Origin of the sequence: Microcoleus sp. MON1_C1, from assembly GCF_036701945.1 — a bacterium.
GTDB lineage: Bacteria > Cyanobacteriota > Cyanobacteriia > Cyanobacteriales > Microcoleaceae > Microcoleus.
The window spans coordinates 132654-156172 of sequence record NZ_JAUBRO010000008.1; the positions used below are offsets into that span (position 1 = coordinate 132654).

The window sequence follows — 23519 nt, forward strand, 5'->3', positions numbered from 1 at the left end:
TGCCACAAGATATCAATTCAATCGCACTTTAAACCTGCGGCTGCGGCGGTGGAAAATTCGATCGGCACAAAGGTAACGCCATATATTGCTGTAGAACAGGGTACAATATGCGCTACTCGTTTGGGAGGATTTTTCCGATTTCCAGTCTTTGAGTCAAACTCAATTATACCCGTGGCTCCCTCGGCTTTAAAGTTTGGATCGGCTAAGGTTTTTTGCATTCCTTCGCGAGTGGGTTGCGCCTGCATTTCTAGGGCTTTAATCAGCGTCCGGGCGGCGTCGTAGGTTAAAGCCGATCGAGTATTCACCGGGCCTCCCCACAATTTTTCCGCGTTTACAGGAAATTTTTTGTCAAAGCTTGCTAGCGGATGCCAAAACAGAGATATTCCCAATTTTTCAACAGACTTTAGCTCTTTTGCTACTTCTAGCGTTCTCGGCTCGTACAGCGTCCAGGGCCCGACAATCCAATTGCGATCGCCGTTAGCTTTTATCATTTCGATCGCATTTTCTACGGACTTAGTTACTTGACCGTCTGGAAAGAGTGCTATGGCTTTTATTCCGGCTTTCTCAACTTCTTCGATCGCTGCTTCTGCGTTGAAATCATTTTTGGATAAGTTCTCATAATTTCTGAGTCTATAAGTTTTACCTCCTTTGGCTTCAAATTGCTCGGTAAATTCTTCCCACAAAGAATAGCTGAACGGACTGTCGGGATTGTAAAAAACAGCCACTTTTTTTCGCCCTACGCTCAGCAATTGATTTACTAAGCCTTCAGCTTCTACGCTAGTTGTCGGAGCCGTCCGAAAGAAAAATTTTCGGGGTTTTCGGGTCAGTTCTTCTGTGGTGCTTCCCGGAGAAAGGGCGACTAATTTATGGCGATTGTAAATATCTACTGTTTCCACAGTCATGTCGCTGGTATAATGTCCGATGAGTGCTAGAATATCGGGCCGCTGGACTAGGTAATTTGCTCTTTGAACTGCGTAGGATTTAATATTTCCGTCATCAGCAATGATGACTTTAAGACCTTTTCCGTTAATAGCTTTTGGTTGGAGAAATCCTTTACCGGGAAAGTCTCGATCGCTCTCATTGGAGATGAGACTTAAATTAACTTCGGTTTGAGCTTGAGCAATGCCGCGCAGCAGTTCTTCGGCTAAGTTGGCGTTGGCGATGCTACCGTCTTGATTTCTGCGGATGGGAACAACAATGGCGATGGTATAATACTCTGCACCGCTCGCTTCCAGCAGGGCATTGTTTATGTAAATTAAAGTTTCCGGATCTCTGCGATCTTCCCTCCATGACTGTTTGAGCAATTTAAAAGCTTCGGGATAATTTGAGTCGGCAAATTCGCCAATTCCTCTTTGTTTTGACCAAAGGGCGGAGGTTTGTACTAGAAGTTTTTCGCCAGAACTTACACCATCTGTGGAGGGTGTAGGAAGCGTTGGTGGCGGTGAAATTGGGGAGGGTTCAGCCTGCGTTGGTTGCGTTGAAGTTATGGGGATTAGCGGGGGAATTCTGGGGTTTAAAAGTACGATCGACACTGCTGTAGCAATTCCCGCACAAGCTAACAACAGTCGGCGAAGCCCAGTGTTGTCGCCTTTGGGAGATTCGGGCTGTTCGAGCGAGTCTAAAGCGCTCAAAATCTGAGCGACAGATTGGTAGCGGTGTGTAAAATGCAAGCGCACCATCCCAGTTAAAATATCTCTGAAACCGTCGCTAACTTGTACCGCTGGTCGATTGGGCGTCGAGTAATCCCAGACAATTTCCCCAGTTTCGGGGTCTTGCGGCAGATTGGTAGGACTTTGCCCGGTGAGAGCTTGAATGGCGATTATTCCTAGCGCGTAAATGTCGTTATAAGGTCGCGGAGCCAACCGCGTATTGTATTGTTCGGCAGGCATATAACCGCGGGTGCCGATCGCCTGCGATGTCAATATTTCACCTATACTGTTAGAGGTCAAAGTGCTGATTTCTCTGACAGCTCCAAAATCAATAAGAACAAGTTGACGATCTCTTTTGCGCCGAATTAAGTTAGAAGGTGTAATATCGCGGTGAATAATTTCTTGTTGGTGAACAAAATTTAAAATTTCTAGAAGTTCCCGTAACAAGGCGATCGCCTGTGCTTCCGTCCACCGATCGCACGGAGCGAGTTCTTGACTGAGCGGATCTCCTTTAATGTATTCTTGAACTAAGTAAAAATTGTTGTTGTTTTCAAAGCGATCGAACAATTCGGGAATCTGCGAGTGTGTCCCGAGTATTTCTAAAGCTCTAGCTTCCCTTTCAAAGCGCCCGCGTGCCCTTTCCAAGACGCGCGGATCGTTCGCTATCGGAAAAGAAATTTCCTTAACGACGCACAGAGGATTTCTGGTTTCTCCTAGTTTTGCAGCCTTGTAGGTTCTCGCAAATCCTCCTTCTCCCAACTGTTCTATAATTCTGTAGTTTCCGTGCATTCCGTGCAATATCTGCCCTCGTGGTAGACACATAAATTTTCCCAAATTTATTGACAAATTGTGGTTTTTAATGTCGCTCATAACAAGCCTGAATTAAATGAGGGATGTCTAGCAATCGGTAATTAGTAATTGATAATTAGTAATTGGCAATCGCTCGGCGAGTACCTAACTGACTTGAAAACTGCTCTACAAGCTTTTTCGCTGCGAGATGCAGGCTGATATTATATCAAAAACGGGCAATCGATCGAACTCGCTTTAACAAGTTAGCCCGGGGTGTCAGCCAGCGAAATTTCATTCGGGCGATCGAATATTGCAAGTCGGCCGGGGCGGGTTTACAGGATCTCGGATTTGTACTGAAGATCGGGCGCGAACCCTTTCAAGGTCGTAGTCGAATATGCTGTACTTGTTATTCGAGTACGACCTTGAACTCTACAGAAATTACGGTTAATATGACACACTCTACAGCAAACTGATGACTAATGACTGATGACTGCTGACTAATTAACTTTCCCCTAACTTGCTGAGTACAAAAGCAACCAGAAACCCGCCGACAGTAATTAATCCGGCAAAATCGTGAGTTTCCTCGAAGGCTTCGGGAATCATGGTATCTGAAATCATTGCTAAAATACCGCCCGCTGCTACGGCGGTAGTTGCAGCGATTATTTCCCGAGAAAAGTGGCTAAAAAGCGTATATCCTAACAATGCTGCGATACCGGAAATAACTGCGATCGCGCCCCAAACTCCAAAAACGTAACCGATCGATCTCCCTGCTTTTTTCATGCCGGCGGCGCTGGAGAGCCCTTCGGGAATATTGGAAAGAAAAATTGCCGCTACTGTCACCCAACTGACAGCGCCTCCAGAAATCATGCTGACACCAACGACGATCGACTCCGGTATTCCATCTAACAGCGCGCCGAGGGCTATGGCTAATCCGCCATCGCCTGACTCTGTTTTAGCTGGGTGCAAAGTGCCCGATCGCTTGCGGTGTTTGGCTCCCTGTTGATTCAAAAACCAATTGGCGGCTGTGTAGACAGCAGCGCCCCCCAAAAAGCCGATCGCCGTCGAGTCGAAACCGCCGAGCTTGTAAGCTTCATCCATCAGTTCAAAGGATAGCGCTGAAATCAGCACACCAGCGCCAAAAGCCATAATTGTCGCGATCGCGCGCTGGGGAATGCTCACAAAGTAACCCACCGCCGCTCCCAGTAGCAGCGCCGAACCCCCCACTAAACCCCAAAATCCTGCCTGCAACCACACTGGAAACATCAGCCCTACCTCAGAGGAAAATTTTTTATGCCCGCCTAAAAATTATATATAGGACTTACGGATGGGGGCCATAAAACGGGTTTTTTACCTAATTCACTAAGTACATTCCTCATAGTTAGAGTCGCTAGTGTTCCCATCAACATTAACTTTTTTACCCCCGGATGCGATTGACTCGAAACCAGCGATAGCGGTAGGCTTCTAAGGGAATAGAGGGCTAATTTTTTTAACTAGCATTATTCAATCAATAACAACGAGCTTTGCTCCTTATCGCCGTCTCCGCTGACGGATATCCTGACCCAAGAATTAGATAAGTGAAGCAACCAATCGTTGCTGCAATCATGTGATAAATTACCCGGATTTTGACTGCGTTTGTGCTGTGTTGGATGTCTAGATAAATTAAAAATGAACTGGCAGCAAGGGATGCGAATAATAAACGTTGCTCGCTCAGAAATTTGACTAAAGCTAAGACTGTTAATACCGTCGCATTTTGTAGCAGTGGTAGGAAAAATTATCCCGGTAATTTTAAGCGGCGTCGGAAACAACGATTGGCTCCTTCTAATGGTTTTAAGCTCCAATGTTTTGGCTTCCTTTGATTCCTCTATAAAGCCAATAAAAGAGCCGTGTAAATTCCAGCACCAAGAGCAAATGCCCAAAACCGACTTTCTCGTTCTTCTGGCAATTCTTCTTTGAGGACGTTGAGAACAATTCCTCCGGCTAAAAAAGCAAATAAAACTGCGATCGTAGTTTTTCCAATTTCAGTAGCGCTACCCAACACCCACCCCACAATAATAGCTGCTGCTAGTATCCAGCGTCCGATGCGGTCATAAATATGCTTGTGGTGTTCCCGCAAACCAGAGTCGTTCACTGCAAAGTGCAGCGCCATTGCACAAGAAAACAACAGCAGATTGGTAACGCCCGGTTGTTCCCGATGCAGCAGCAGATAGCCAATCAGAGCGTTGTAGATTGAAAAAGAGCCTATGTGCAACCAAAAAACAGCAGGACTGGTCACATCTTCTTCGCCACGCTGACGAGATAAATTTGCCATTTGCTCCAGGCCGTAAAATACAGTCAATCCTAACAAAGCTATTAAATAAACGTGGTGTTCTAGATAGGAAATAACTCCTGCTTCTACTTTCTCTAATACCGCTTGGTGCAGATTTAATTCCGGTAAAATATGCACAAAAACATAAGCTACCGAAACCCCACTTGCTGCTGAAAGCCAGCCACTGCGAGGAATAGGAGCAAACCGCAACTTGCCGCAAAATAAATGTGTCAGCGCTAAACCAATGGCAATCAGCGCGCTTAAAGCTAAAGTATTAGGAGCCGATCGTAAAGCTGTTGTTATTACCATAATTATGCTCAAGCAAATTAATCCTGTTCTAAAGCTTTAATGACTTGGTGATACCGCTCTTGCACATCTTTCTGGTCTTGATCCTGAGAGATTTGTTCGCGGCTACTATTTAAAATCATCTCCGCCTGACGGCGTAAAGCTTCTCGTTGTTTGGAATTGCGGGTGTAAGTGGCGATGCAAGCTATAGCTTCCAATAAGCGAATTGTTACCGCCACATCTGATTTACTGTACTGGCGAATTTGGTTAAAGGCAGCATCGACTAACCCTTGAAACGTCACTCCTTCAACAATGACGCGCAAATTCTGTTCATCGTCGTAGCGATAGGGCGAGGGAAAATCCCTTTGAGCGAGGCGGGATAATCCGGCGCTGAGTCGATCGATACACCGAATCGCAGTAAACGGATCGTTGATAGCAGGAGAAATCGCACGCAAGGCAATTTCAACTAACTGATCGATTGGAAATTCTACATCTTGATATTCAGTCCGTTCTTTGCCCAGAATAAAAGCATCGTTAATCTGTTGGGTCAGGCTTTGATTCACCCCTTTCTCCGGGAAAACCATCGCTAAATCGCTGCCCTTGACGATAAACTTTCCCGGTCGAGTTGTAAGACGTACAAGCAGATTGTAATGACGGGCAATTTTCATTAATTCGTCGTCATCGATTGCTTGCAAATAACCCTCGCCAGTGGCTTTGATTGGACTTGCTTCCGAGTCAAAATTTGCAGGAATTTCTCCCACTTGTCGCGAGTTGTTCGCTTTACCTTCTCCGATTTTTCCGGGAAACAGACGATCTAGAGCTTTGTCTAAATCGCCACTAACTTGAGTAATTACATGGGACGCTTGAATAATGGTTGATGCGTGATGGATAAAGTAAATCAGTACGCCGATACTGGCAATTGCCAATCCGGTAGCAACTGTAACCGAGAGTTGGGGTACAAAGAGACTGTATCCTTCTCCTTCTGCATGAATGGTTCGCAGTACGAGTAAACAGTAAATAAACGTGCCAATGAAAGTGCCAAGCACGATTTGATTGCCCGTATCCTGCATAAAATTACGCAGCAATCGGGGACCAAAATTTGAACTCGCCAACTGAAGCGCCACAATAGTAATGGAAAAAGCTGTAGCAACAACGCTGACCATTGAACCGGCAACCGATGAAAGAACCGATCGCGCACCATCGGCTCCACCCGTGTAAATCCACCTCCAGTTTGGTGTATTACCCGTGCGGTCAAGTGTCAGCATTGCGATCGCTAAAATCATCGACCCCACCGCCATCAACGTTGGGATAAACCAGTAGCTAGAGTGCAGCGAGTCCCAAAGTTTGCTTAACTTGACATTTTTCATGAGTTGGGGTGGGGTTAAGATTGTCCGTTGCCGTCTTGTTGCGATCGCAGTTCAATTAGTTTTTGCAGAGAACCGCTGATGCTGCGGGGTTTAGGAACTTCGCCACTACCAACGGGCCATCCTTCGCGTTGACGTTTGCGATCGCCATCCGTCTCTTCGGTTTGGTCGTGAAACAAAATTTGCTGCGTAGGAAAGGGCAAGTCGATGCCGTTGGCAGTCAGCTTTTTCTTAATCGCAGACAGCACCTTGTCCCGCGATCGCAGATCGTCAATTCGTCGCGGCGGAGCAATCCACCATCGAGCGCGGATATTGACACTACTTCCTGCAAGTTCCATCAGCAGCACGTCAGGAGCAGGGTCCTTCAAAACCTCATCCACGCTGTGCATGGCTTCCATCATTAACTGCTTGGCTCGGTCAATATCATCGCCGTACCCTATACCAACGTCGTATTCCATCCGGCGTTTATCAAAGGCGGTATTCACCATAACAGAATTGGTGAACAATTCGGCATTGGGAATTACAATCCGGCGGCCATCATAGGTTCGGATTGTTGTAGCGCGAGTTTCAATACTTTCTACCGTTCCCTCAAAGTTTTTAAACACAATCTGGTCATCGATTTGGAACGGTTCCGTCAAAAGAATTAGGATACCAGCTAGGAAGTTTTGTAAGATATCGCGAAAGGCAAAACCAATCGCTACCCCGCTAATTCCCAGCAGTTGCACCAAATCGCCTGCTTTAAATGTGGGAATTACAATCGACAAGGCAATAAACAGACCAACCAGAACAGTAATACCCTGCGCTAACCTTCCCAACACCAGTCCCAAATTCCGGGATTGGCGGTGGTTGCGGGTAACCTGCCTGACCGCTCTCTTAATTGACCGGCCAACAAAGAAAAAGATTGCAAAAACAATTAACGCTAGTATCATATTAGGCAGCAGGACAATGAAGTCATCGATCATGCTCTCAATCTTGTCCCAGACTCCGGATATTTCTGCTGTCATAAAACTTCCTCTTGCATCAGTTGTTATTGATAGTATTAAAATTAGCCATGTCAAACTCTATCTTAAGGCTGTAGATTACTGTAACGTGAGGCTAATTTAGGATTTAGACAGCGACAGTAAATATTGGCGATGGTGAGTTAGGCAGAAAGCTAACGCACCAACAATTTTTTTCAAGTGGATATCGAAGCCACATCTTGACCGTTGAGTTTTTGTGCGATCGCATCCAGCACCTTCTGTTCTGCTTCGGAAACCTCTCCCTTACTTTCGGCAATGCGACGGCATTGAGCTAATAGCGGTACTGCAAAGTCGGGGTTAAGTTGCTCTAACAATGCACCCAATGGTTTGGGGGACTTGATGTTAGCAGCAATCCTTTTGAGAGAATCGGCATTTAATTGCAAGACCTTCAATTCTGGCAGAATATCTTCCCAGTTTTTGTTGGGATAAGTTGCCAAAATCATGTGAACCATAATTTGATCCATCGCTGCTTGCTGCGCGATCGCCACATCGAGATATTTCTCGCTTTGTTGCTGGATCGCTTGCAGCGTTTCGGTTCCAGGTTCTTCAGTCTCTTCCCTCACTTTGGCTTCGTAGAACTGGCGCGCCGCATATCCCAGCGCGTACAGCATCGTAGCATTCGTACTCGCACCAATCATCGCGCCAGCCAGCGGTACGTTGCGTAAAAAGCCCAAACCAGCTCTCATTGCGTTGCTACCGCCTAGCGCTAACCCAAAAATTGCCAAAACCTCGCCTTTTCGGGCTGGCTGTTGCAAATCCATCCCATAAGCGGCGGCAATTTCATAAACCATTTCGGTTTGAATCGCAGTAGTCGCGGCTAAATCGATCGCCAGCAGTGCAGCCGCGACACCGGGTAAAATGCTGCTAGCAAATCCGACACCACCGGCGTGGATCGCTTTTTCCACCATAATGCGATGGGCAATTTCGCTGGGATCTTCATTGGGATACTTTTGTTGGAGTTCCTTGACTTGAGCTTCGGCTTTGGCTAAGTCGATGCGATCGCTCACCCCAACTAACCAATCAAGCCTGAGTACCCCTGCGACTTGTTTAACAAAGGGAAGATTGCCAACATAAGTTACCGCATCTCCGGTTCCTTGCGTCGCTTGTCCAATCAATCGATAAGTTTGTTTAGCAGCAGCTTCCCCCCAATCAACTGCTGTGTCAACAACCGCTTTGCCTGTATTCAGTGCAGATTCTGTTGTCTCGGCAATGAAATTTAACAAACCAGACTTTTGCTGTGAATTAGTTTCTTTGTTTGGCTTTGATTGGTGATCCATCACTGTTTTTTCAATTAACTACAATACGCCAGGTTTTGAGTTTGGACGTAGCCTCTCAGCAGCACTGTAATCGGCACCCAACCATCCCTTCCTAAACTTTCAATCGTCACTCTTCGTCCATTCTCACCAAGACTTTGAATCGTCACATTTCGCGCGGAATCCATGATGCCAATCACTTCGCTGTTAGCCGTCGGTTGTCGCCGAACCTTAAGACCATTCCTCGCAATAACCTGGCGACAGCTATCCGGTACTTGCGTTAGCAAATATTCACCTTGAATCTGTGTTTTATTTGTATAAGTGGCGAACGAGGGAGCAACTAAAACCGTTGCCGTTAACAAGATCGAACTTGTTAACCTTGTATATTTTTGCCATCTCCTCTGCTCTTGCATCGCTTTATCTCCTTTTAAATCTCTATGCCAAAACCTTAGAAAAGGTTTTTAGCTCGTTCATCTTCTCTAAGAAAGAATGACTCACCATCCCAAGGGTATAAAATAATTCGAGTCGCTGCTGTGCTTGTTGAATTTTCTGGTTTTATCATCGCTAATCAAGCATAAACGCGAGGTTTGCGAGCGCCAACAGCAGCACCAATCATTGCCGCGGCCAAACCCAGCAAAGAGCCAAGTAGAAATGACCAAGCAGCTTTAGCTGTATTACCACCGATATCGCGAACTTGATTTGGGTCTACATTCGGCGCTTGATTCGGTATATTAACGCCGCCCTGTTGTTGTACTTGATTGGAAATTTCTCCAGCATTAGCAGCGGCAGCGCCAACAGCACCCGATATCCCGCTTGCTAATAACCAAGAACTAAGTGCTAAGGTAGTTCCCCACAGAATTGCTGCATTCAAAAGTGCTGTTTTCTTAGTCATAGGGCCGCAGCTTTGAGCCATCACCCAACCACTTAAAAATAGGGAAATCAGCAAACGGATAATCGACAAAATTACGACCCCAAAACCAACGGAACCTGCATCCGCCCCTGTTGCACCCGCGCTTAATCCGATCGCCATTGCCAAAGCGCTTAAACCCAGTTGAGTGCCCAGAGCGATCGCAATTCCTGCCAAAATTGACCCCCACCTCACTCGATCTTGGTAATCCACCAGCGGATTGACGATTGTAGGCTCAGTGAGTTGACTGCCCGATCGATCTGGATAAGTCATAAAAGATTAACCCCTGCGTTACGTTGTGACTTTTTCCTTGAGGGTAATTTAATTTTACTTAATCATCATTACCAGAATATCTACCGATGGGCCTAATATTTTTAAGTTGAAAATTTTAAATATCAAAAGTAGTAATTTCGCTCATAAAATCGAAATCTTCTTTTAAAAAAAACCAGCAGCTAGTTTAGAGATGCCCTTAATTTTGTAAGATATCCCGTAGTTAAGGTGATAATAAAACCTAATAAATCCTTGTGATAGTTGGTGCCAGAAAGGTTTTAGGTTGGCTCCACCCAACCTACGAATGATTAGATAAATTTCTTACATTAAGTACAGGGAAGCTAAATTCATCCACCTAAAGATAGAAAACTATAAATAAATATCGCTATCTTGATGATTTTCAATTTGCTGAATCATTCATAAGAAGGAAGTATGAGAACTGATGTCTATCTAAAGTAAGTGCACAAGTTGATGTAGATAGTACAGGAAACAACAATGTTACTTTACAAAATTGAGGATTTTAATCCCAACTACCGCCAAGCAGCTTTTGATGACGACGATATCAAAGGGCTGGATGTGTATGCCGGAAATACCGTTGATAACTCCCATCAACATTAACTTTTTCAACCCAGGATTCGATTGACTCGAAACCAGCGATAGCCGTAGGCTTCTAAGGGAATAGAGGGCGAGTCGGCATCGAGAGATTCATACAGGCGATCGCCAAATAAATCGAACAAATGGCTGTATTCGCGAGATTTCAGCGTAGCGGTACAAGGTTTGTCGGCTAGATTGTGGACAGCAATCACCGTCCTGCCTTGCCAGTCGCAGCAGTGGGCTAACACCGAAGGAGAGTCGGTTTCCAGAATGTGCCACTTGCCCCTACCCAACTCAGGACATTGCTTGCGGATGCTGATTGCACGTTCCATCCAGTTAATTAATGAGCCAGGATCGCGCTGCGCTGCGAGGACATTGACTTGTTTGTAACCGTATTCTCCGTTGGCGATCGCAGGTCTGGCAAGGGCATCAGTTGCAGCCGTCGAGAAGCCACCATTTGCTGCATCTGACCATTGCATCACCGTGCGGACGCTGTCTCGACCTTCCAGCGAAAGATCGTCGCCCATGCCAATTTCTTCGCCATAGCGCAGCATGGGTGTACCAGGCAGGGTGAAAAGCAAGCTGTAGACCAGTTCAATCCGGCGGCGGTCACCTCCCAGCATCGGTGGTAAGCGACGACGAATCCCCCGCCCGAAAATTTGCATAGTTTTATCAGGGGCAAACGCTGCAAAAATTTCCTCTCGTTCCGATGAAGTAATGCGGTCTAGCGTCAGTTCATCATGGTGGCGCACAAAATTAAGCCACTGACAAATCGGAGGAATATCCGGTAAGGTTTTTAGTCCATCGCGCAGCGCTGTGGATTCTTGACGCGCCAGGGCCAAAAACAGATGCTGGTTGAGCAAAAAGTTGAACAGGATGTGCATTCTGTCGCCCTTAGCAAAGTAGATAGAAATTTGCTCGCGATCGACATTTGCTTCTGCCAGCAACACTGCATCACCCTGACGCGATGACACAAACTCTCTCATTTCTTCCAAGAAACCTCGCAGGTTTTCGGGGTCTGCACCTTCGATGCCAATTCCTTTAATTAAAAAGGGAACAGCATCAATGCGAAATCCAGACACGCCCAGTTCTAGCCAGAAACCCATAATTTTGCAGATTTCTTCTCGTACCGCCGGATTGGCAATATTCAAATCTGGCTGTTCCTTATAGAAGTGATGCAAATAGTAAGCGTTTGCTTGTTCGTCGTACTCCCAAATACTGTCCTCGGCATCGGGAAACACCAGCATTTCTGGAGCTGTTTTGGGTGGATTTTCTGACCACACGTAGTAATTGCGATACTTGGAGTTTTTATCGCTTTTGGATGCCACAAACCAAGGATGCTGATTGGAGGTATGATTTACTACCAGATCGATCAGCACCCGAATTCCTCGTTCCCTTGCTTGGTGCATGAACTCGACAAAATCTCCCAGGGTTCCGAGTCTCGGATCGATGTTGTAGTAATCCATCACATCGTAACCATTGTCGCGGTTAGGGGAAGGATAAAACGGCAGCAACCACAAACAAGTAATTCCTAGCGCGGATAAATAGTCTAGGCGGTTGATAAGTCCCTGAAAGTCGCCAACACCATCGCCGTCAGAGTCCATGAAGGTTTCAACATCGAGGGAGTAGACAATTGCGTTTTTATACCAGAGGTCTTTCATTGCAGTAAATTTCTTAAGAGAGAAACTGTGTAACCTGGCTTTGTTCCGAAACCAGGTCACAGGGTTATTTAGGAAGCTGAATGCCACGGTTATAGCTCATCTTTCGGAATATGAGCCTCAGTCCTGTTGTCCCAATTAAAAATATATCTCTCAATATAAAGGTAGATGAAATATCTCTCAAGATAATAAATTAATTACGTTTTTTCAATTAAAAAACGGTCGATCCGGCTGACTATCATTAGCAGGAGCGATCGCTACGAATTTCCGATTAGATGTTCATCCAAATAGCCAAGTTCTTTAGCTTGTAGCTGCCCTGTCTTCGCTCTCTTTCGCCAAGACAGTGCAAAACCACAAACATTAGTTATATCGGTCAGCCCTTGTCATTCCTAACAACCTAGGAGCTATGTTTGCCTTTAGCGATCGCCCATGCTGCCAACTAATCTTCTACCCAATTGAGTAACCCAAGAGAAGTAACAGCTCCAAAAAAGTGAGCGCCAATCAGATTGACGTTTGCCATCGTCACAAAAATATCTAGGGAACGAATCACATTTTCTGGCGAATAAGCTGTCATCGCTTGGGGCTGACTAAGAGTTTTTGCGAGGACTACAGCAACTGTTTCTTCAGAAGCAACAAAGGCGATTAATACCCCCACCAAACTAGAAACTAATCCAATCCGTAAGGTGTGAGTAATATGTTCTTTGCTGGGATAGACCTGGGAATTTTCGGCGTGCAAAAGTCTGCCTAACAGCCTATAGCGAAAATCCCAAAATATTCTAAAGCCCAGCAATAACAGGCCAATTATTGCTAAAACTACCCCGAAACCAATACCTGCATTATTGGTTTGTTCGCCCATGTTGCGACCCAACATAGCAAATAATAAAACAATGCCGGAAACAGCACCCAAGAATAACTGTATCCAGAAGCTAAATCGACTAAACAAGCGAAAAGTTGCGACGAATTCGCTTTGGGTCAGCGGTTGCGACAAGGATTCTGGTTGATTCAGTTGATTCATATATATACACCTTATTGCTGAATTGATCATGAAAGCAAACGACGTAAGAAATAGGTTCTGCTTGTCTTCCTGTCGCCAGCGATCGCCTTGTGGTTAGCTATTAGAGTTTTCCTGAAAAGTCAGTTAAGGGCAAGCAGGATGCCTGATGTTTAGGAACCGACTGGGGCAATTTTCGGTAAATAAAAGGTTGAACTCAACACAGCCACTGCCGTTGTGGTTGATTGGATTTTCCTCAAATCCTCCCGGTTTGGAACAATCAACTTCTTGCGGTAATGGGAATTTAGAGTCTTAAAAATCGACTTAGGCAAAACGTCTCTTGTTTCTGTTCAACATTTCACAATCTTGCTTCTATCTCCATTTAATCTAACTAGCCAGACCTTGCCATCTGTCTGATGCCATAAGAAAATATCCCCCTGATGGAAGATGATTGAGCGAAAATTTATGATACAGCTTTGAGTTAAGTGCGATCGATCGGAGTATGGGCGATAGATGCTTGATTCCCAACTGTGGCACTGGGGCGCATCCATTCTTGCAACCTCCATAACCTAGTTAAGGCAGCTATTCCAGATTCCCTACTATTCATATGCGAGTTTGGAGATATTCGTTGCAAGCAAGATTACCCGGACAAATTTTTGCTCGCCTTCCCAGTATTGACGATTTAACCGAACAAATTTAAACGATTTTTATGTAAACCAATTCGCATTTATTTGTTGTATTCCCACTATATAAGCCTAATTATCCATAGCTTATTAATTATATTTTTGACCATAATCCTGGTAAATCCGATGCCATACCGCTACGGAACTCTCAGCCTTTTTCCGGGTTTTTACCGTCAGCGAGCCGATGAAATTATCTCAAAAGGCGAAGAGGGTTTAATGGGTTTGTTGGCAGGCATTGCATAAAGCATGAGTTTTATTGCTATAGCAATCCTTGCAGGAGTCCTAAATCTTTTACCCACCCCAACCCTCCCCTTAGTAAGGGGAGGGAGTAAGAAATTTACAAATGATTTTGGCTTGCTATATTACGAGCCTTATTGGTTTCTTTACTTTGCAAGTAACACTGCTTTGTGTTAACGAGATTGTGGCATTTATATTCGCTTTTCTTCCCTATATAGGCAAATTTTTAATGGTAATTTCAGCACGGCTGCATTTATTTGATTCGCCTGGGAAACCAGCCTAAGTGTTGTTGCTATATTTCCTAATTGCACAAATTGGAGCAGGCTGTTTTGTCACCCCTATTCTTATGAATAAGCAGGTAGATTTGCTTTCCAATTACACCTTAGCACTCAAGACAGTTTTTAGATTTTTATTGGTTTTTTGGGGATGATTTTTAACGCAGCCCATTCTAATTGTTATTAAAAGTTTGGTTAAATAACTTTTAATCAAGGATATACTATATTGCTGGCAGACTGCTCCATCACGGAAGCTGTCTAATAGCCCATAAAGCTAGATTTGTCAAGGGTAATAAATGTGAAATCTCTCAATCAATCAACCGATGAAACTCCCGCTCAAGACTGATGAAAAAGATCTCTAAACAAGCTAATAATTAAACTTATAGATAATAACATAAATTATTTGTTTAAAAACTCAGTTAACGGGAAAGGAATTCACCATAGGCGTATGCCAGCAGTCGTTAACAACTAAAGTATAAAAAATATGAAACGGGACAACTCACCCACCGACAGCATTAAAGACTCAATTGGACAGGCAGCTTCTCATCCCTGGTTTGAGCGACTGGCAAGATTGGGATATGCTTCCAAAGGCTTAGTTTACTTTATTGTCGGTTTTCTAGCAGCACAAGCAGCCTTTAGTACGGGCGGCAGGACAACCGATACTAGCGGTGCATTATCAGAAATTGTTAACCAACCCTTCGGTAAAATTCTGCTATTTCTTGTAACGATTGGCATTATTGGTTATGCCCTTTGGCGTATCGTTCAGACAATTCTAGACCCAGAACACCAAGGACAGAAAATGGATGCCAAGCGAATTGCCCAACGCATTGGCTACGCCTTAAGTGCTTTAGGTTACGCAGGTTTGGCTTTAACGGCTGTAAAACTGATAATGGGTTCGGCCGTTAGTAAGAGCGATTCAACCGAAGATTTGACAGCCCAAATATTAGCGCAACCGTTTGGACAATGGCTGGTAGGATTGGCGGGATCAATTGTTATTGGTGTAGGATTTTCTTATTTCTACGAAGCATATAAAGCCAAATTTCGCCGCCATTTCAAGCTAGATGAAATGAGCCCAACCGAGCAAAAGTGGGCGACACGGTTGGGTCGATTTGGAATTGCTGCCCGTGGAATTGTTTTCGTTATAATCGGTTTTTTCTTCATTCAAGCAGCAAGGCTATCGGATGCCAGCCAAACGAAGGGATTGGGCGAGGTCTTGGCAATTCTGGCACAACAGCCTTTTAGTCCAGTGATTTTGGCTCTAGTACCTTTGGGTTTAATTGCCTATGGCATCTACTCGGTAATTGAAGCTCGCTATCGGCGAATTTTCCGCTCATAAGCTTGCCCGTTATACGGAAAGTTATGAATTTTGAGTACAAGATTATTTTGGGTGAATTAAAAATTTATCTAACTCAAAACTCAAAACTTTTACTAGGCGTCCTGATTAAATCACCTGCTTTTAAGTCTAGAGATTTTAACTCAAAACTTAAAATTCAAAACTTAAAACTCAAAACTCAAAACCCCTAAAAACTTATGGCACAAATTGGTTATCACGCTTCCCACGAACAGTTTAAGCCCAGCGAACTGCTGAAATATGTCCAAATGGCAGAACAAGCTGGCTTTACCCATGCCCTTTCTTCCGATCACTTTCATCCTTGGAGTGAAGCGCAAGGACAAAGCGGTTTTGCTTGGTCTTGGTTGGGTGCAGCAATGCAAGCAACGCCGAGGCTTTCCTATCGGGTTGTTTGCGCTCCCGGACAGCGGTATCATCCGGCTATTATTGCCCAAGCTGCGGCCACGTTGGCAGAAATGTTTCCAAATCGTTTTTGGCTCACGGTTGGCAGCGGTCAAGCGTTGAACGAACATATTACTGGGGATAAGTGGCCTACTAAGAGCGATCGCAACGCGCGCCTCAAAGAATGTGTCGATATTATCCGCGCCCTTTGGGCAGGAGAAACCGTCACCCATCGCGGTTTAGTGTGCGTAGAAGATGCAAAACTCTATACCCGCCCGGAAATTCTCCCATTAATTATCGGCGCGGCAGTTACCCCAGAAACCGCAGAATGGTTGGGCAGTTGGGCTGATGGATTAATTACTACTTCTCGCCCACCTGAAAAGTTAAAAAAAGTCGTTGATGCGTTTCGTCGCGGTGGCGGAGAAGGGAAACCAATGATTTTGAAAGTGCAGCTTTCCTATGACAGTAATGCAGAGAAAGCACTACAAGGCGCTCACGATCAATGGCGCAATAACATCTTCAAAAGCAAAATGTTGACAGAACTGATAACACCGGATCAATTTGATGCCGCCGGGGAGTTTGTGCAACCAGAGGAGTTATATCAACACGTCCGCATCTCGGCAGACCAAGAGCAGCATATTGAGTGGTTGCAAAAAGATATTGAATTGGGGTTCGATCAACTAATTTTGCACAACGTTAACCGAGAGCAAGAGCAGTTTATTGAGGTGTTTGGCGAAAAAGTAGTGCCAGGGCTGACAACAAGTTGATTTGTAATTATGATGCTACTGATATCATTCCGGCGTGCCGGAATGATATCAAATCCCCGCTTCATCGTCGGCCGTAAAGTCGAATCAAGCTGCCAACAAATAATTCGCGCTATTTTCAGTTTTTTGACTCATAGTCAACAGTCAACTATCACCGACGGTGCAACTGGAATCGATATGACTTACCGACTAGGATTGTCAGAATCCTGAGTGCGATCGCTATCTCCCAAACCCAATGCGGTTCGCCACTTATCGGGATGGCGCGGTATCAGCATTCGGACATCACGATCGGGCAAGCCCATGCCAGCATCTTTGAAGGCAAGAACGATATGAAATGTCTGCTGAGCTTGTTGAGCTGCAACTGGCTCAGATTTTACTAAAAAACTAATCGCATAGATGCTAAACGACAAAGCTAAAAATGCTGTACTTAATTAACGGCAAACGCCAGCAATTAGACATTATAAAGCTCATCTTTTTTGGGAAGTGTAGTAATTTTGTAGGTTCGTATTTGCGCTTCAACGCATATGTGGTTGAAGACAGCGCAACTACAAACCCTTGTTCAATTCATTCGCACTCTAACGCCCTTCCGTCTTCACGTCCAACTCTTCACGACGCAGTGTTTCCGTTGCCTCAACAATCTCCGTTTCAACTTCTTTCCTGATGTTAACTTCTTCGCGCACAAAAGCTTCTTTTTTGAGCTCAGCAGTTTCTTCGTAAACTTCCATACGCATCACCTTTTCCTGCTGGAAGGGAGTATCCCGAGTTACTGGCGCACCTGCATTTTCTGGAGTTATACTCTCAATTACAACTCGCTCTTTTTCTGTGGGAATTGAAACTCGTGCCGTTTCGGTTTCTACTCGCTTGCTAATTGCTACCTCGCCAGCTTTGTGACGGCTTTTCTCTGCAACCAGTCGTTCTTCGTAGAGTCGGAATTTGTAATGCTCGCGCTCGTTCATCTGATACAATTGAGGCTCTTGTTCGTAAGTGTAGGTGTTGCGGTCATGAGCAGCAGCCCTAGCTTGGTTAGAGACAGAACGCGGCATAGAAAGTGGTGCAGATGCCTCTAAAGGCAATGATGCTTCTACAGGTGCAGACGCTTCTACAGGTAGAGTACGATAAACACCCCGCACTTGTTCTTCATAATCGTAATCAACCACCATCCCATCCTCATACGTGGGTAGTCTTTCTGCTTGGTCTTTACTCCTCAAACCCGTCGCGTAGATGCGTTCTGCATCAACATCCACTCGACAAAGAGCAACTGGAACTAATACCTTCTTGCCAAAGATCCAGAAACCCGTGTCAACAACAAAATATCGGAAACGTCCTGTCTCATCAACTAGCGCGGTATCGATGGAGCCAATCTTTTCATCTGTATTTCCAGCATAGATATCCAGACCTTTGATATCTTCGCCATTAAAAGCAGCTTCGCGGTAGCTGGGATTAAAATCTTCAATTTTGTAAAGTAACATAGGAGTCCTTCCCTTTCTATCTACATCAACTTATGCCCCCATTTTAGATAGAACTCAAATTTGATGCTTCCTTCTTATGAAGGATTAAATGAAACAGAATAGTACGATGAGTATATTTATTTTGATTTTTTTCTGTCTTGGGATAGATGAATAGTCATTTTTTATCCGCCTTCCGCCCCCTCAATTTTCACAATCGGTTTTTAACTGTTTTTATCAAACAATAAAATTATAAGGTATACTTTAATACGCTAAATTAACGGATATAAAACATTTTATAGACGAACTTATTACTTTAAAACTAGAGTTGTGTGGGTATTACATATATTCATAACCCTCAAGGAAAAACAAGAAAATAATTGGTTTTTATCTGTTTGAGCTAAAAAAGCAACAAACGACTCGAAAGTTGCAACATCTCTTTAGACTGGGAATAATAACATAAGGTCTTGCGATGTAACCCGCGCCAGATAATGTCTGGACTCCGGTGTTATGCCCTTCGACCGCAAGCCCTAAATATCATTATGAATATATGCAATGCCTCCTATTCAGCAAGCAATTTCCCATAACTGACGACTAATGACTAATAAAAACAAATTCCCCGGCCTAACCAGGGAACGAAAGATATTAAAAAAAGTAATGTTGTTTTAATAAATTGAATAGGCCAAAAAGCGGCGATAATTTAGTAGCAGCGCTTGTTGATTTGAGAGCGGAGGCCGGGGCGGGCATTCCTGTGTAGGTGCCGCACCCGATCGCATTTTCCAGTCTCAAGAAAACAGTTGCATTCATATTTGAGCACCAATTAAGCTTGGCTGCTGTTGCGAGTCTGGCTAGCCAGCTCCAACAGTTGCGCCCAGCGTTTTTGGACTTGTTTGGGAGTGCATTTGAGGGCGGTGGCGATCGCCTTGTCGCTTTCTTGATTCCGCTTCATGTCTAACAGTTGCTGCTGTTCCGGCGACAGTTGAGCGCGAAATGCTTCCCATTTGTCCGAAGTCATTCCCAGCTTTTGATCGACATCAGCACCCAGCCATTCGTGCACGAGTTTCCAATTTTGAGTGCGGGCAAATTTTTCGACGTGGTACTTGAAACGTTGTTGCAAGTAGTCGCGCTGGCGGGAAGACAAACCGAGCGCGCGGTCAATTTCCGAAGCCGAAAGGTCTTGCAATTTTAAAGTTAAGTAATTCACGCATTCTGGCTGATTTTGCGATTCCAGATAGGCGATCAATTCCGAGACTACTCGATCGCGCAGTACAGCATCAGCCGGATCGACAGTTTCCGATACCATTTGCTCGCGCACTTGTTGCAGCGCCGGAGAGCGGCTGTACATTTCCGCTTCTTCTCCCTTGCCGGATTCTACAGCCATTTCAATGTCGATCGCAGTTTCTGGAGGCTGACCCTTGGCAAATCCTTGAGCGCGCAACACGATCAGGCGTTGGCGGTTGCGGCCGGGCAAACCAATTTGGCGCTTGGCGTAGTGTTCGGTGAAAGCCATGTACTCAGCTAATTCTAGCTGCGTGCGGGGCTGGTAGGTGACATCGAGTTGGTGTTCGCGGCGGAAAGCTCGCAGAGATTCGATGTAAAAGCCTTGCAAAAAGTCTTCAATCATGTTATAGCGAGCTTGGAAGTTCAAGTTCGAGCGGAAAGAAGCAACGTGGCGGTAAATCATAGCCGCGAGGTGGGAGTGCAGTTCGACGCGGCCTTGTTTGGAACCGAGGCGGTAGTATTGCAGGGTTTTTTGCAACCGGTGCTCGGCCAAGGTGATTTGCCAAGCTTCAACTTCGCCGGAAATTTGGATGCGATCGCTTTTTTGGCAAATCCGTTCGACTTCCTTAGCAATCCGCATCGCCACTGCTTGAGCGCTGCGGCTGGCAGTTTTCATTTCGGCTTGCAATTCTTTGAGGGCGAAGTTAGCCAAAGCGAGGATATCGATGCTGGGAACAGTATTGATTTCGGCGTTTGGTTCGCTGGAGGCGGCTGGAATGCAGTTGAGGTCAGAAGCGGTGTTGCAGTTGACGGTGGTGGCAGCTTTGACAGTCATGGCGTTTATCGGGTGGTAGGGCACAGCGGGTGTGCGAGGACATTTGTTAGAGAGTGAGGTGGCAGTTGCTGGCGGTTTCGCTTGCTGTGCTGATTCAACTCTCTATACATTGAATGTTACGGAAGTAGAGATAACCGCAGTGATGCCAGTGTTCCACTCTCTCATCCAACAGTTTTTGGCTGCTGAATCTGATTCTAAGCGCTGGCTGTGGAAGATTGGTTTTATTGCCATTAAAGCCTTACTGTACAAGCATTCTGAGCTGTATTTTGGTGGGGCGAGCGCGAAAAAGATTGACGGTGTTCCAGGGCCGCTGAGTGGACGATTTACAAAGTGGTTTTTTAAGGGTTTGATGTTCTGGAATCGGGATGGGAGAAAATGTAGCGAAAACCCATGTCTTCTGAACCTACGCAACAGCAGTTAGGAAACCCGGTTAATCTGAAAATTTGCTCTTAGTAAAACGCGCAACGGCCTTTTTTGAACGAACCGCGAAGACGCAAAGGACACGTTCGGCGAAGCCGTTCCCGAAGGGTAGGAAGACAAGAAAAGTAGGGTGCGGTGCGGTGCACACAGAGGCCTGTCAACCAACTCACCCGCATTCTCTCTCTAATATCAAAGTCACCGGCCCGTCATTGTCGATCGAGACTTGCATCATCGCTCCAAACAAGCCTGTTTCGACTTTTAAGCCGCTCTGGCGCAACTTTTCGACAAATTTATCATAAAAAATTTCAGCTCGTTCAGGAGCCGCGGCTCGGTCAAATGAAGGTCGCCGACCTTTGCGGCAGTCCCCATAGAGCGTAAACTGACTCACAACCAGCAACTCGCCGCCGATGTCTTGTACGGACTTGTCCCAGCGCCCGGTATCCGTGGCAGAGTCGGGAAACAAACGCAATTCCAGGCATTTGCGAGCCATCCAATCGAGTTCTGCTTCGGTGTCGGTGTCTGCAATACCTACAAGCAAATTAAGTCCGCAGCCAATTGTGCCGACAATTTGACCTTCAATTTCGACTTGAGATGATTTTACTCGCTGGATGATGACTCGCATTGACCTGCTTTTTGGTAGCATCCTAGGATTATTTGAACAGCAGCGCAATCGCCGTGTCGCCATGAAAATGAAATTGTCAGCCACTCACCACTAAATCTTAGATTAAGCGTGGGGGCTTCAAAGGCAAGTTTATAGTTGACCCGCCTGAGTCTTAAATGACACGGCAGGCTTAGGCTCGATCACTGGTTCAGGACACTGAGATTGGAGGGTTATGCGCGCACGGCTAATGTGTATGTCAACTAGACAGAAATGACCCAGCATTAAAATCAAAGCCAAAAACCAGGCAGTGTAACCAATAAATTTGAGAAGGGCTAATAAACAATTAGCAAAAAAAAGAAAAATGTCATCTTGAATTTTTACCCAAAAACACCAAAAATTCCTTTGGAGTCGTAATAAAAAGAGCGAAATACAATCACGAATTCTTTTTAGCTGCCGATTGCTCATAGCCCGTCTCCTTGCAAGCTTGTTGTAATAGCTTAGCCGAAAACAAGGAACGTGAGACGGTCAAGGGAAACTCCCAGACCTCGTTGAGTTTGCCAACTATTGCGCTGGTTGTGGGAAGTAGGAGTGGTCAGAGGTGGTGCGAACAGCATAAAGGTGCAGAGATTACGTAAAACCAACGCAACTCTGCACCTTTGAAAGCAGTGGCGATCGTGCTTTTGAGATCGGCGGACAGTATAAGTGTGCGGCTCTGTTTTTGTTAGCAACAATAAAATAGGTCGATCGCTCTTTTTATTCGAGGGCGCTCTTTTTCTTGGAGGGCACTCTTTTTCTTGGAGAGCGATCGACCTTCATTGTCCCCATCCATCTCCAGTTCGCGATCGCGAAAACAATTACACCGCGACGCTCTTTGGTTTAGGTGAAAAGAATATTTTACTGTTAGTTCTTCCCAAAACCTTTACCGCGACTGGTTGAAGGCATACAAAGACAGTTTTCGAGTTGCGATCGCAAAGTCTCGGTATCCAAACCCTGACCGATGAGAACAACCTGGTTTTTCCGCTCGCCTTTCCACTCGTCATCGTCCATCGTAAATCGCTTGCCGCTCAAGTGAAAAATATGCCGTTTGGGGCTTTCTTCAAACCACATAATCCCTTTCGCGCGAAACACGTTTGTTGGCAGTTGGTTGTCTAAGAAATATTGAAATTTCCTCAGAGAAAAGGGCTTCTCGCTCTGGAAAGAAATTGAGGTAAATCCGTCATTTTCTAAATGGTGGGAGTGGTCGTGATGGCTGTGGTCGTGATGGTCGTGATGGTCGTGATGGTCGTGATGTTCGTGATGTTCGTGGTCGTGGTGGTCGTGGTGGTCGTGATGCTCGTGATGCTCGTGGTCGTGACTGCTAGGAGTTTTTTCAGATTGGAAATATTTGTCAGATTCAAACAATCCGACGCTGAGGACTAGCGGTAGGGGAACTTCCGATTTTACGGTTCGCAGAATTCTAGCACCTTCTTTGACATCCCGAATCTTAACTTCCAACAAATCTAAATCTGCTTCTTCAACCAAATCAGTTTTGTTGAGGATAATTATATCGCCGTAAGCTATTTGACTGTAAGCTGCTTGAGAGTTGAACAAATCTAAGCTGTAGTTGGCTGCGTCTACTACTGTCACTATCGAATCGAGACGAGTCAGGTCGCGCAGTTCTGTGCCTAAAAAAGTCATCGCTACTGGCAGCGGGTCGGCGAGTCCGGTTGTTTCGACTACTAGATAATCGAGATTTTCTTGACGTTCCAAAACTTTGTAAACTGCATTAACCAAATCTTCATTAATTGTGCAGCAGATGCAGCCGTTGTTCAGCTCGACCATGTTGTCGTCGGTGGTGACAATCAGTTCGTTGTCGATGCCGATTTCGCCAAATTCATTTACCAAAACTGCTGTTTTCAAACCCTGCTGGTTGGTCAGGATGTGGTTGAGCAGGGTTGTTTTACCGCTGCCGAGAAATCCTGTAATGATTGTAACGGGCAATCCGTGTTTGGGAGCGTCCATCGCCAGTTCTGTCTCGGACTGAGTTGTAGATTGCATAGCTTGAATGTCAAATAAGGTCTAAAGCTTAAACTTGTGGTTCTTATTGTATCTTAATTAGGACAAGGCCCCGTAAACCCAGTTGCTCGGAGAAATGTTGGGTTTGGTGGCCAGGTATCTACGCATCAATCGGCAATCAGCGCGAGAGTGCAAAATAAGTGCGCCGCTAATTATGGACAATTGCT

The 23519-nt window shown here is 45.3% G+C and carries 20 protein-coding genes; 4 read left to right on the forward strand and 16 right to left on the reverse strand.

Going from position 1 to position 23519, the window contains the following annotated elements; translation table 11 throughout:
* Positions 1-17: 17 nt before the first annotated feature.
* The 8 genes from QUA62_RS06720 to QUA62_RS06755 all read right to left on the reverse strand — a co-directional run bounded on the left by QUA62_RS06720 (position 18) and on the right by QUA62_RS06755 (position 9844).
* Positions 18-2471 carry a bifunctional serine/threonine-protein kinase/ABC transporter substrate-binding protein gene (locus QUA62_RS06720; RefSeq protein ID WP_333403184.1) on the reverse strand — a complete coding sequence of 818 codons (2454 nt, stop codon included), beginning with the start codon at positions 2469-2471 and terminating at the stop codon, positions 18-20.
* Between the two features lie 468 nt (positions 2472-2939).
* Positions 2940-3701, reverse strand: a complete 762-nt coding sequence (locus QUA62_RS06725; RefSeq protein WP_333403185.1) for a ZIP family zinc transporter — start codon at positions 3699-3701, stop codon at positions 2940-2942.
* Between the two features lie 598 nt (positions 3702-4299).
* Positions 4300-5052: a hypothetical protein gene (locus QUA62_RS06730; RefSeq protein ID WP_333403186.1), complete on the reverse strand. Its 753-nt coding sequence runs from the start codon at positions 5050-5052 to the stop codon at positions 4300-4302.
* Positions 5053-5069: 17 nt separating this feature from the next.
* Positions 5070-6395, reverse strand: coding sequence for a DUF2254 domain-containing protein (locus tag QUA62_RS06735; protein ID WP_333403187.1), 1326 nt, complete (start codon positions 6393-6395; stop codon positions 5070-5072).
* A gap of 14 nt (positions 6396-6409) precedes the next feature.
* Positions 6410-7396, reverse strand: a complete 987-nt coding sequence (locus QUA62_RS06740; protein WP_333403188.1) for a mechanosensitive ion channel family protein — start codon at positions 7394-7396, stop codon at positions 6410-6412.
* Positions 7397-7566: 170 nt separating this feature from the next.
* Entirely contained in the window at positions 7567-8688 is a 1122-nt protein-coding gene (locus QUA62_RS06745) for a hypothetical protein (protein WP_333403189.1), read from the reverse strand.
* Between the two features lie 14 nt (positions 8689-8702).
* Positions 8703-9026: a hypothetical protein gene (locus QUA62_RS06750; protein WP_333403190.1), complete on the reverse strand. Its 324-nt coding sequence runs from the start codon at positions 9024-9026 to the stop codon at positions 8703-8705.
* A gap of 206 nt (positions 9027-9232) precedes the next feature.
* On the reverse strand, positions 9233-9844 hold the full coding sequence (locus tag QUA62_RS06755) for a hypothetical protein (protein ID WP_333403191.1): 612 nt from the start codon (positions 9842-9844) through the stop codon (positions 9233-9235).
* Positions 9845-10336: 492 nt separating this feature from the next.
* Between QUA62_RS06755 and QUA62_RS06760 the strand changes: the two genes are divergently transcribed.
* Positions 10337-10459, forward strand: coding sequence for a hypothetical protein (locus QUA62_RS06760; protein ID WP_333403192.1), 123 nt, complete (start codon positions 10337-10339; stop codon positions 10457-10459).
* Between the two features lie 5 nt (positions 10460-10464).
* On the opposite strand, the gene QUA62_RS06765 is transcribed toward QUA62_RS06760, so the two are convergent.
* The 3 genes from QUA62_RS06765 to QUA62_RS06775 form a co-directional block, all read right to left on the reverse strand.
* Entirely contained in the window at positions 10465-12096 is a 1632-nt protein-coding gene (locus QUA62_RS06765; protein ID WP_333403193.1) for an alpha-amylase family protein, read from the reverse strand.
* A gap of 436 nt (positions 12097-12532) precedes the next feature.
* The gene (locus QUA62_RS06770) at positions 12533-13108 is read right to left on the reverse strand and encodes a DUF3611 family protein (protein WP_333281876.1); all 576 of its coding nucleotides are present in this window, start codon (positions 13106-13108) and stop codon (positions 12533-12535) included.
* A gap of 457 nt (positions 13109-13565) precedes the next feature.
* Positions 13566-13691 carry a hypothetical protein gene (locus QUA62_RS06775; RefSeq protein ID WP_333403194.1) on the reverse strand — a complete coding sequence of 42 codons (126 nt, stop codon included), beginning with the start codon at positions 13689-13691 and terminating at the stop codon, positions 13566-13568.
* Positions 13692-14763: 1072 nt separating this feature from the next.
* Between QUA62_RS06775 and QUA62_RS06780 the strand changes: the two genes are divergently transcribed.
* Positions 14764-15615, forward strand: coding sequence for a DUF1206 domain-containing protein (locus tag QUA62_RS06780; protein ID WP_333281881.1), 852 nt, complete (start codon positions 14764-14766; stop codon positions 15613-15615).
* 194 nt (positions 15616-15809) lie between these two features.
* The gene (locus QUA62_RS06785; protein ID WP_333403195.1) at positions 15810-16778 is read left to right on the forward strand and encodes a TIGR03885 family FMN-dependent LLM class oxidoreductase; all 969 of its coding nucleotides are present in this window, start codon (positions 15810-15812) and stop codon (positions 16776-16778) included.
* 179 nt (positions 16779-16957) lie between these two features.
* On the opposite strand, the gene QUA62_RS06790 is transcribed toward QUA62_RS06785, so the two are convergent.
* The 3 genes from QUA62_RS06790 to QUA62_RS06800 all read right to left on the reverse strand — a co-directional run bounded on the left by QUA62_RS06790 (position 16958) and on the right by QUA62_RS06800 (position 20276).
* The gene (locus QUA62_RS06790; RefSeq protein WP_333403196.1) at positions 16958-17185 is read right to left on the reverse strand and encodes a hypothetical protein; all 228 of its coding nucleotides are present in this window, start codon (positions 17183-17185) and stop codon (positions 16958-16960) included.
* Between the two features lie 165 nt (positions 17186-17350).
* Positions 17351-18244 carry a DUF2382 domain-containing protein gene (locus QUA62_RS06795; protein ID WP_333403197.1) on the reverse strand — a complete coding sequence of 298 codons (894 nt, stop codon included), beginning with the start codon at positions 18242-18244 and terminating at the stop codon, positions 17351-17353.
* Between the two features lie 796 nt (positions 18245-19040).
* The gene (locus QUA62_RS06800; protein WP_333403198.1) at positions 19041-20276 is read right to left on the reverse strand and encodes a HetZ-related protein; all 1236 of its coding nucleotides are present in this window, start codon (positions 20274-20276) and stop codon (positions 19041-19043) included.
* Between the two features lie 58 nt (positions 20277-20334).
* On the opposite strand from QUA62_RS06800, the gene QUA62_RS06805 reads away from it, so the two are divergent.
* Positions 20335-20697 (forward strand): hypothetical protein, encoded by a 363-nt coding sequence (locus tag QUA62_RS06805; protein ID WP_333403199.1) that lies wholly within the window; start codon positions 20335-20337, stop codon positions 20695-20697.
* A 165-nt stretch (positions 20698-20862) separates the two neighbouring features.
* Here QUA62_RS06805 and dtd read toward each other — a convergent pair whose 3' ends face one another.
* Both dtd and QUA62_RS06815 read right to left on the reverse strand, forming a co-directional pair.
* Complete coding sequence (dtd, locus tag QUA62_RS06810; protein ID WP_333403200.1) at positions 20863-21318, reverse strand: D-aminoacyl-tRNA deacylase; 456 nt, start codon at positions 21316-21318, stop codon at positions 20863-20865.
* A gap of 879 nt (positions 21319-22197) precedes the next feature.
* A complete protein-coding gene (locus QUA62_RS06815) occupies positions 22198-23334 on the reverse strand; it encodes a GTP-binding protein (RefSeq protein ID WP_333403201.1) in 1137 nt (378 codons plus the stop codon).
* Positions 23335-23519 lie beyond the last annotated feature (185 nt).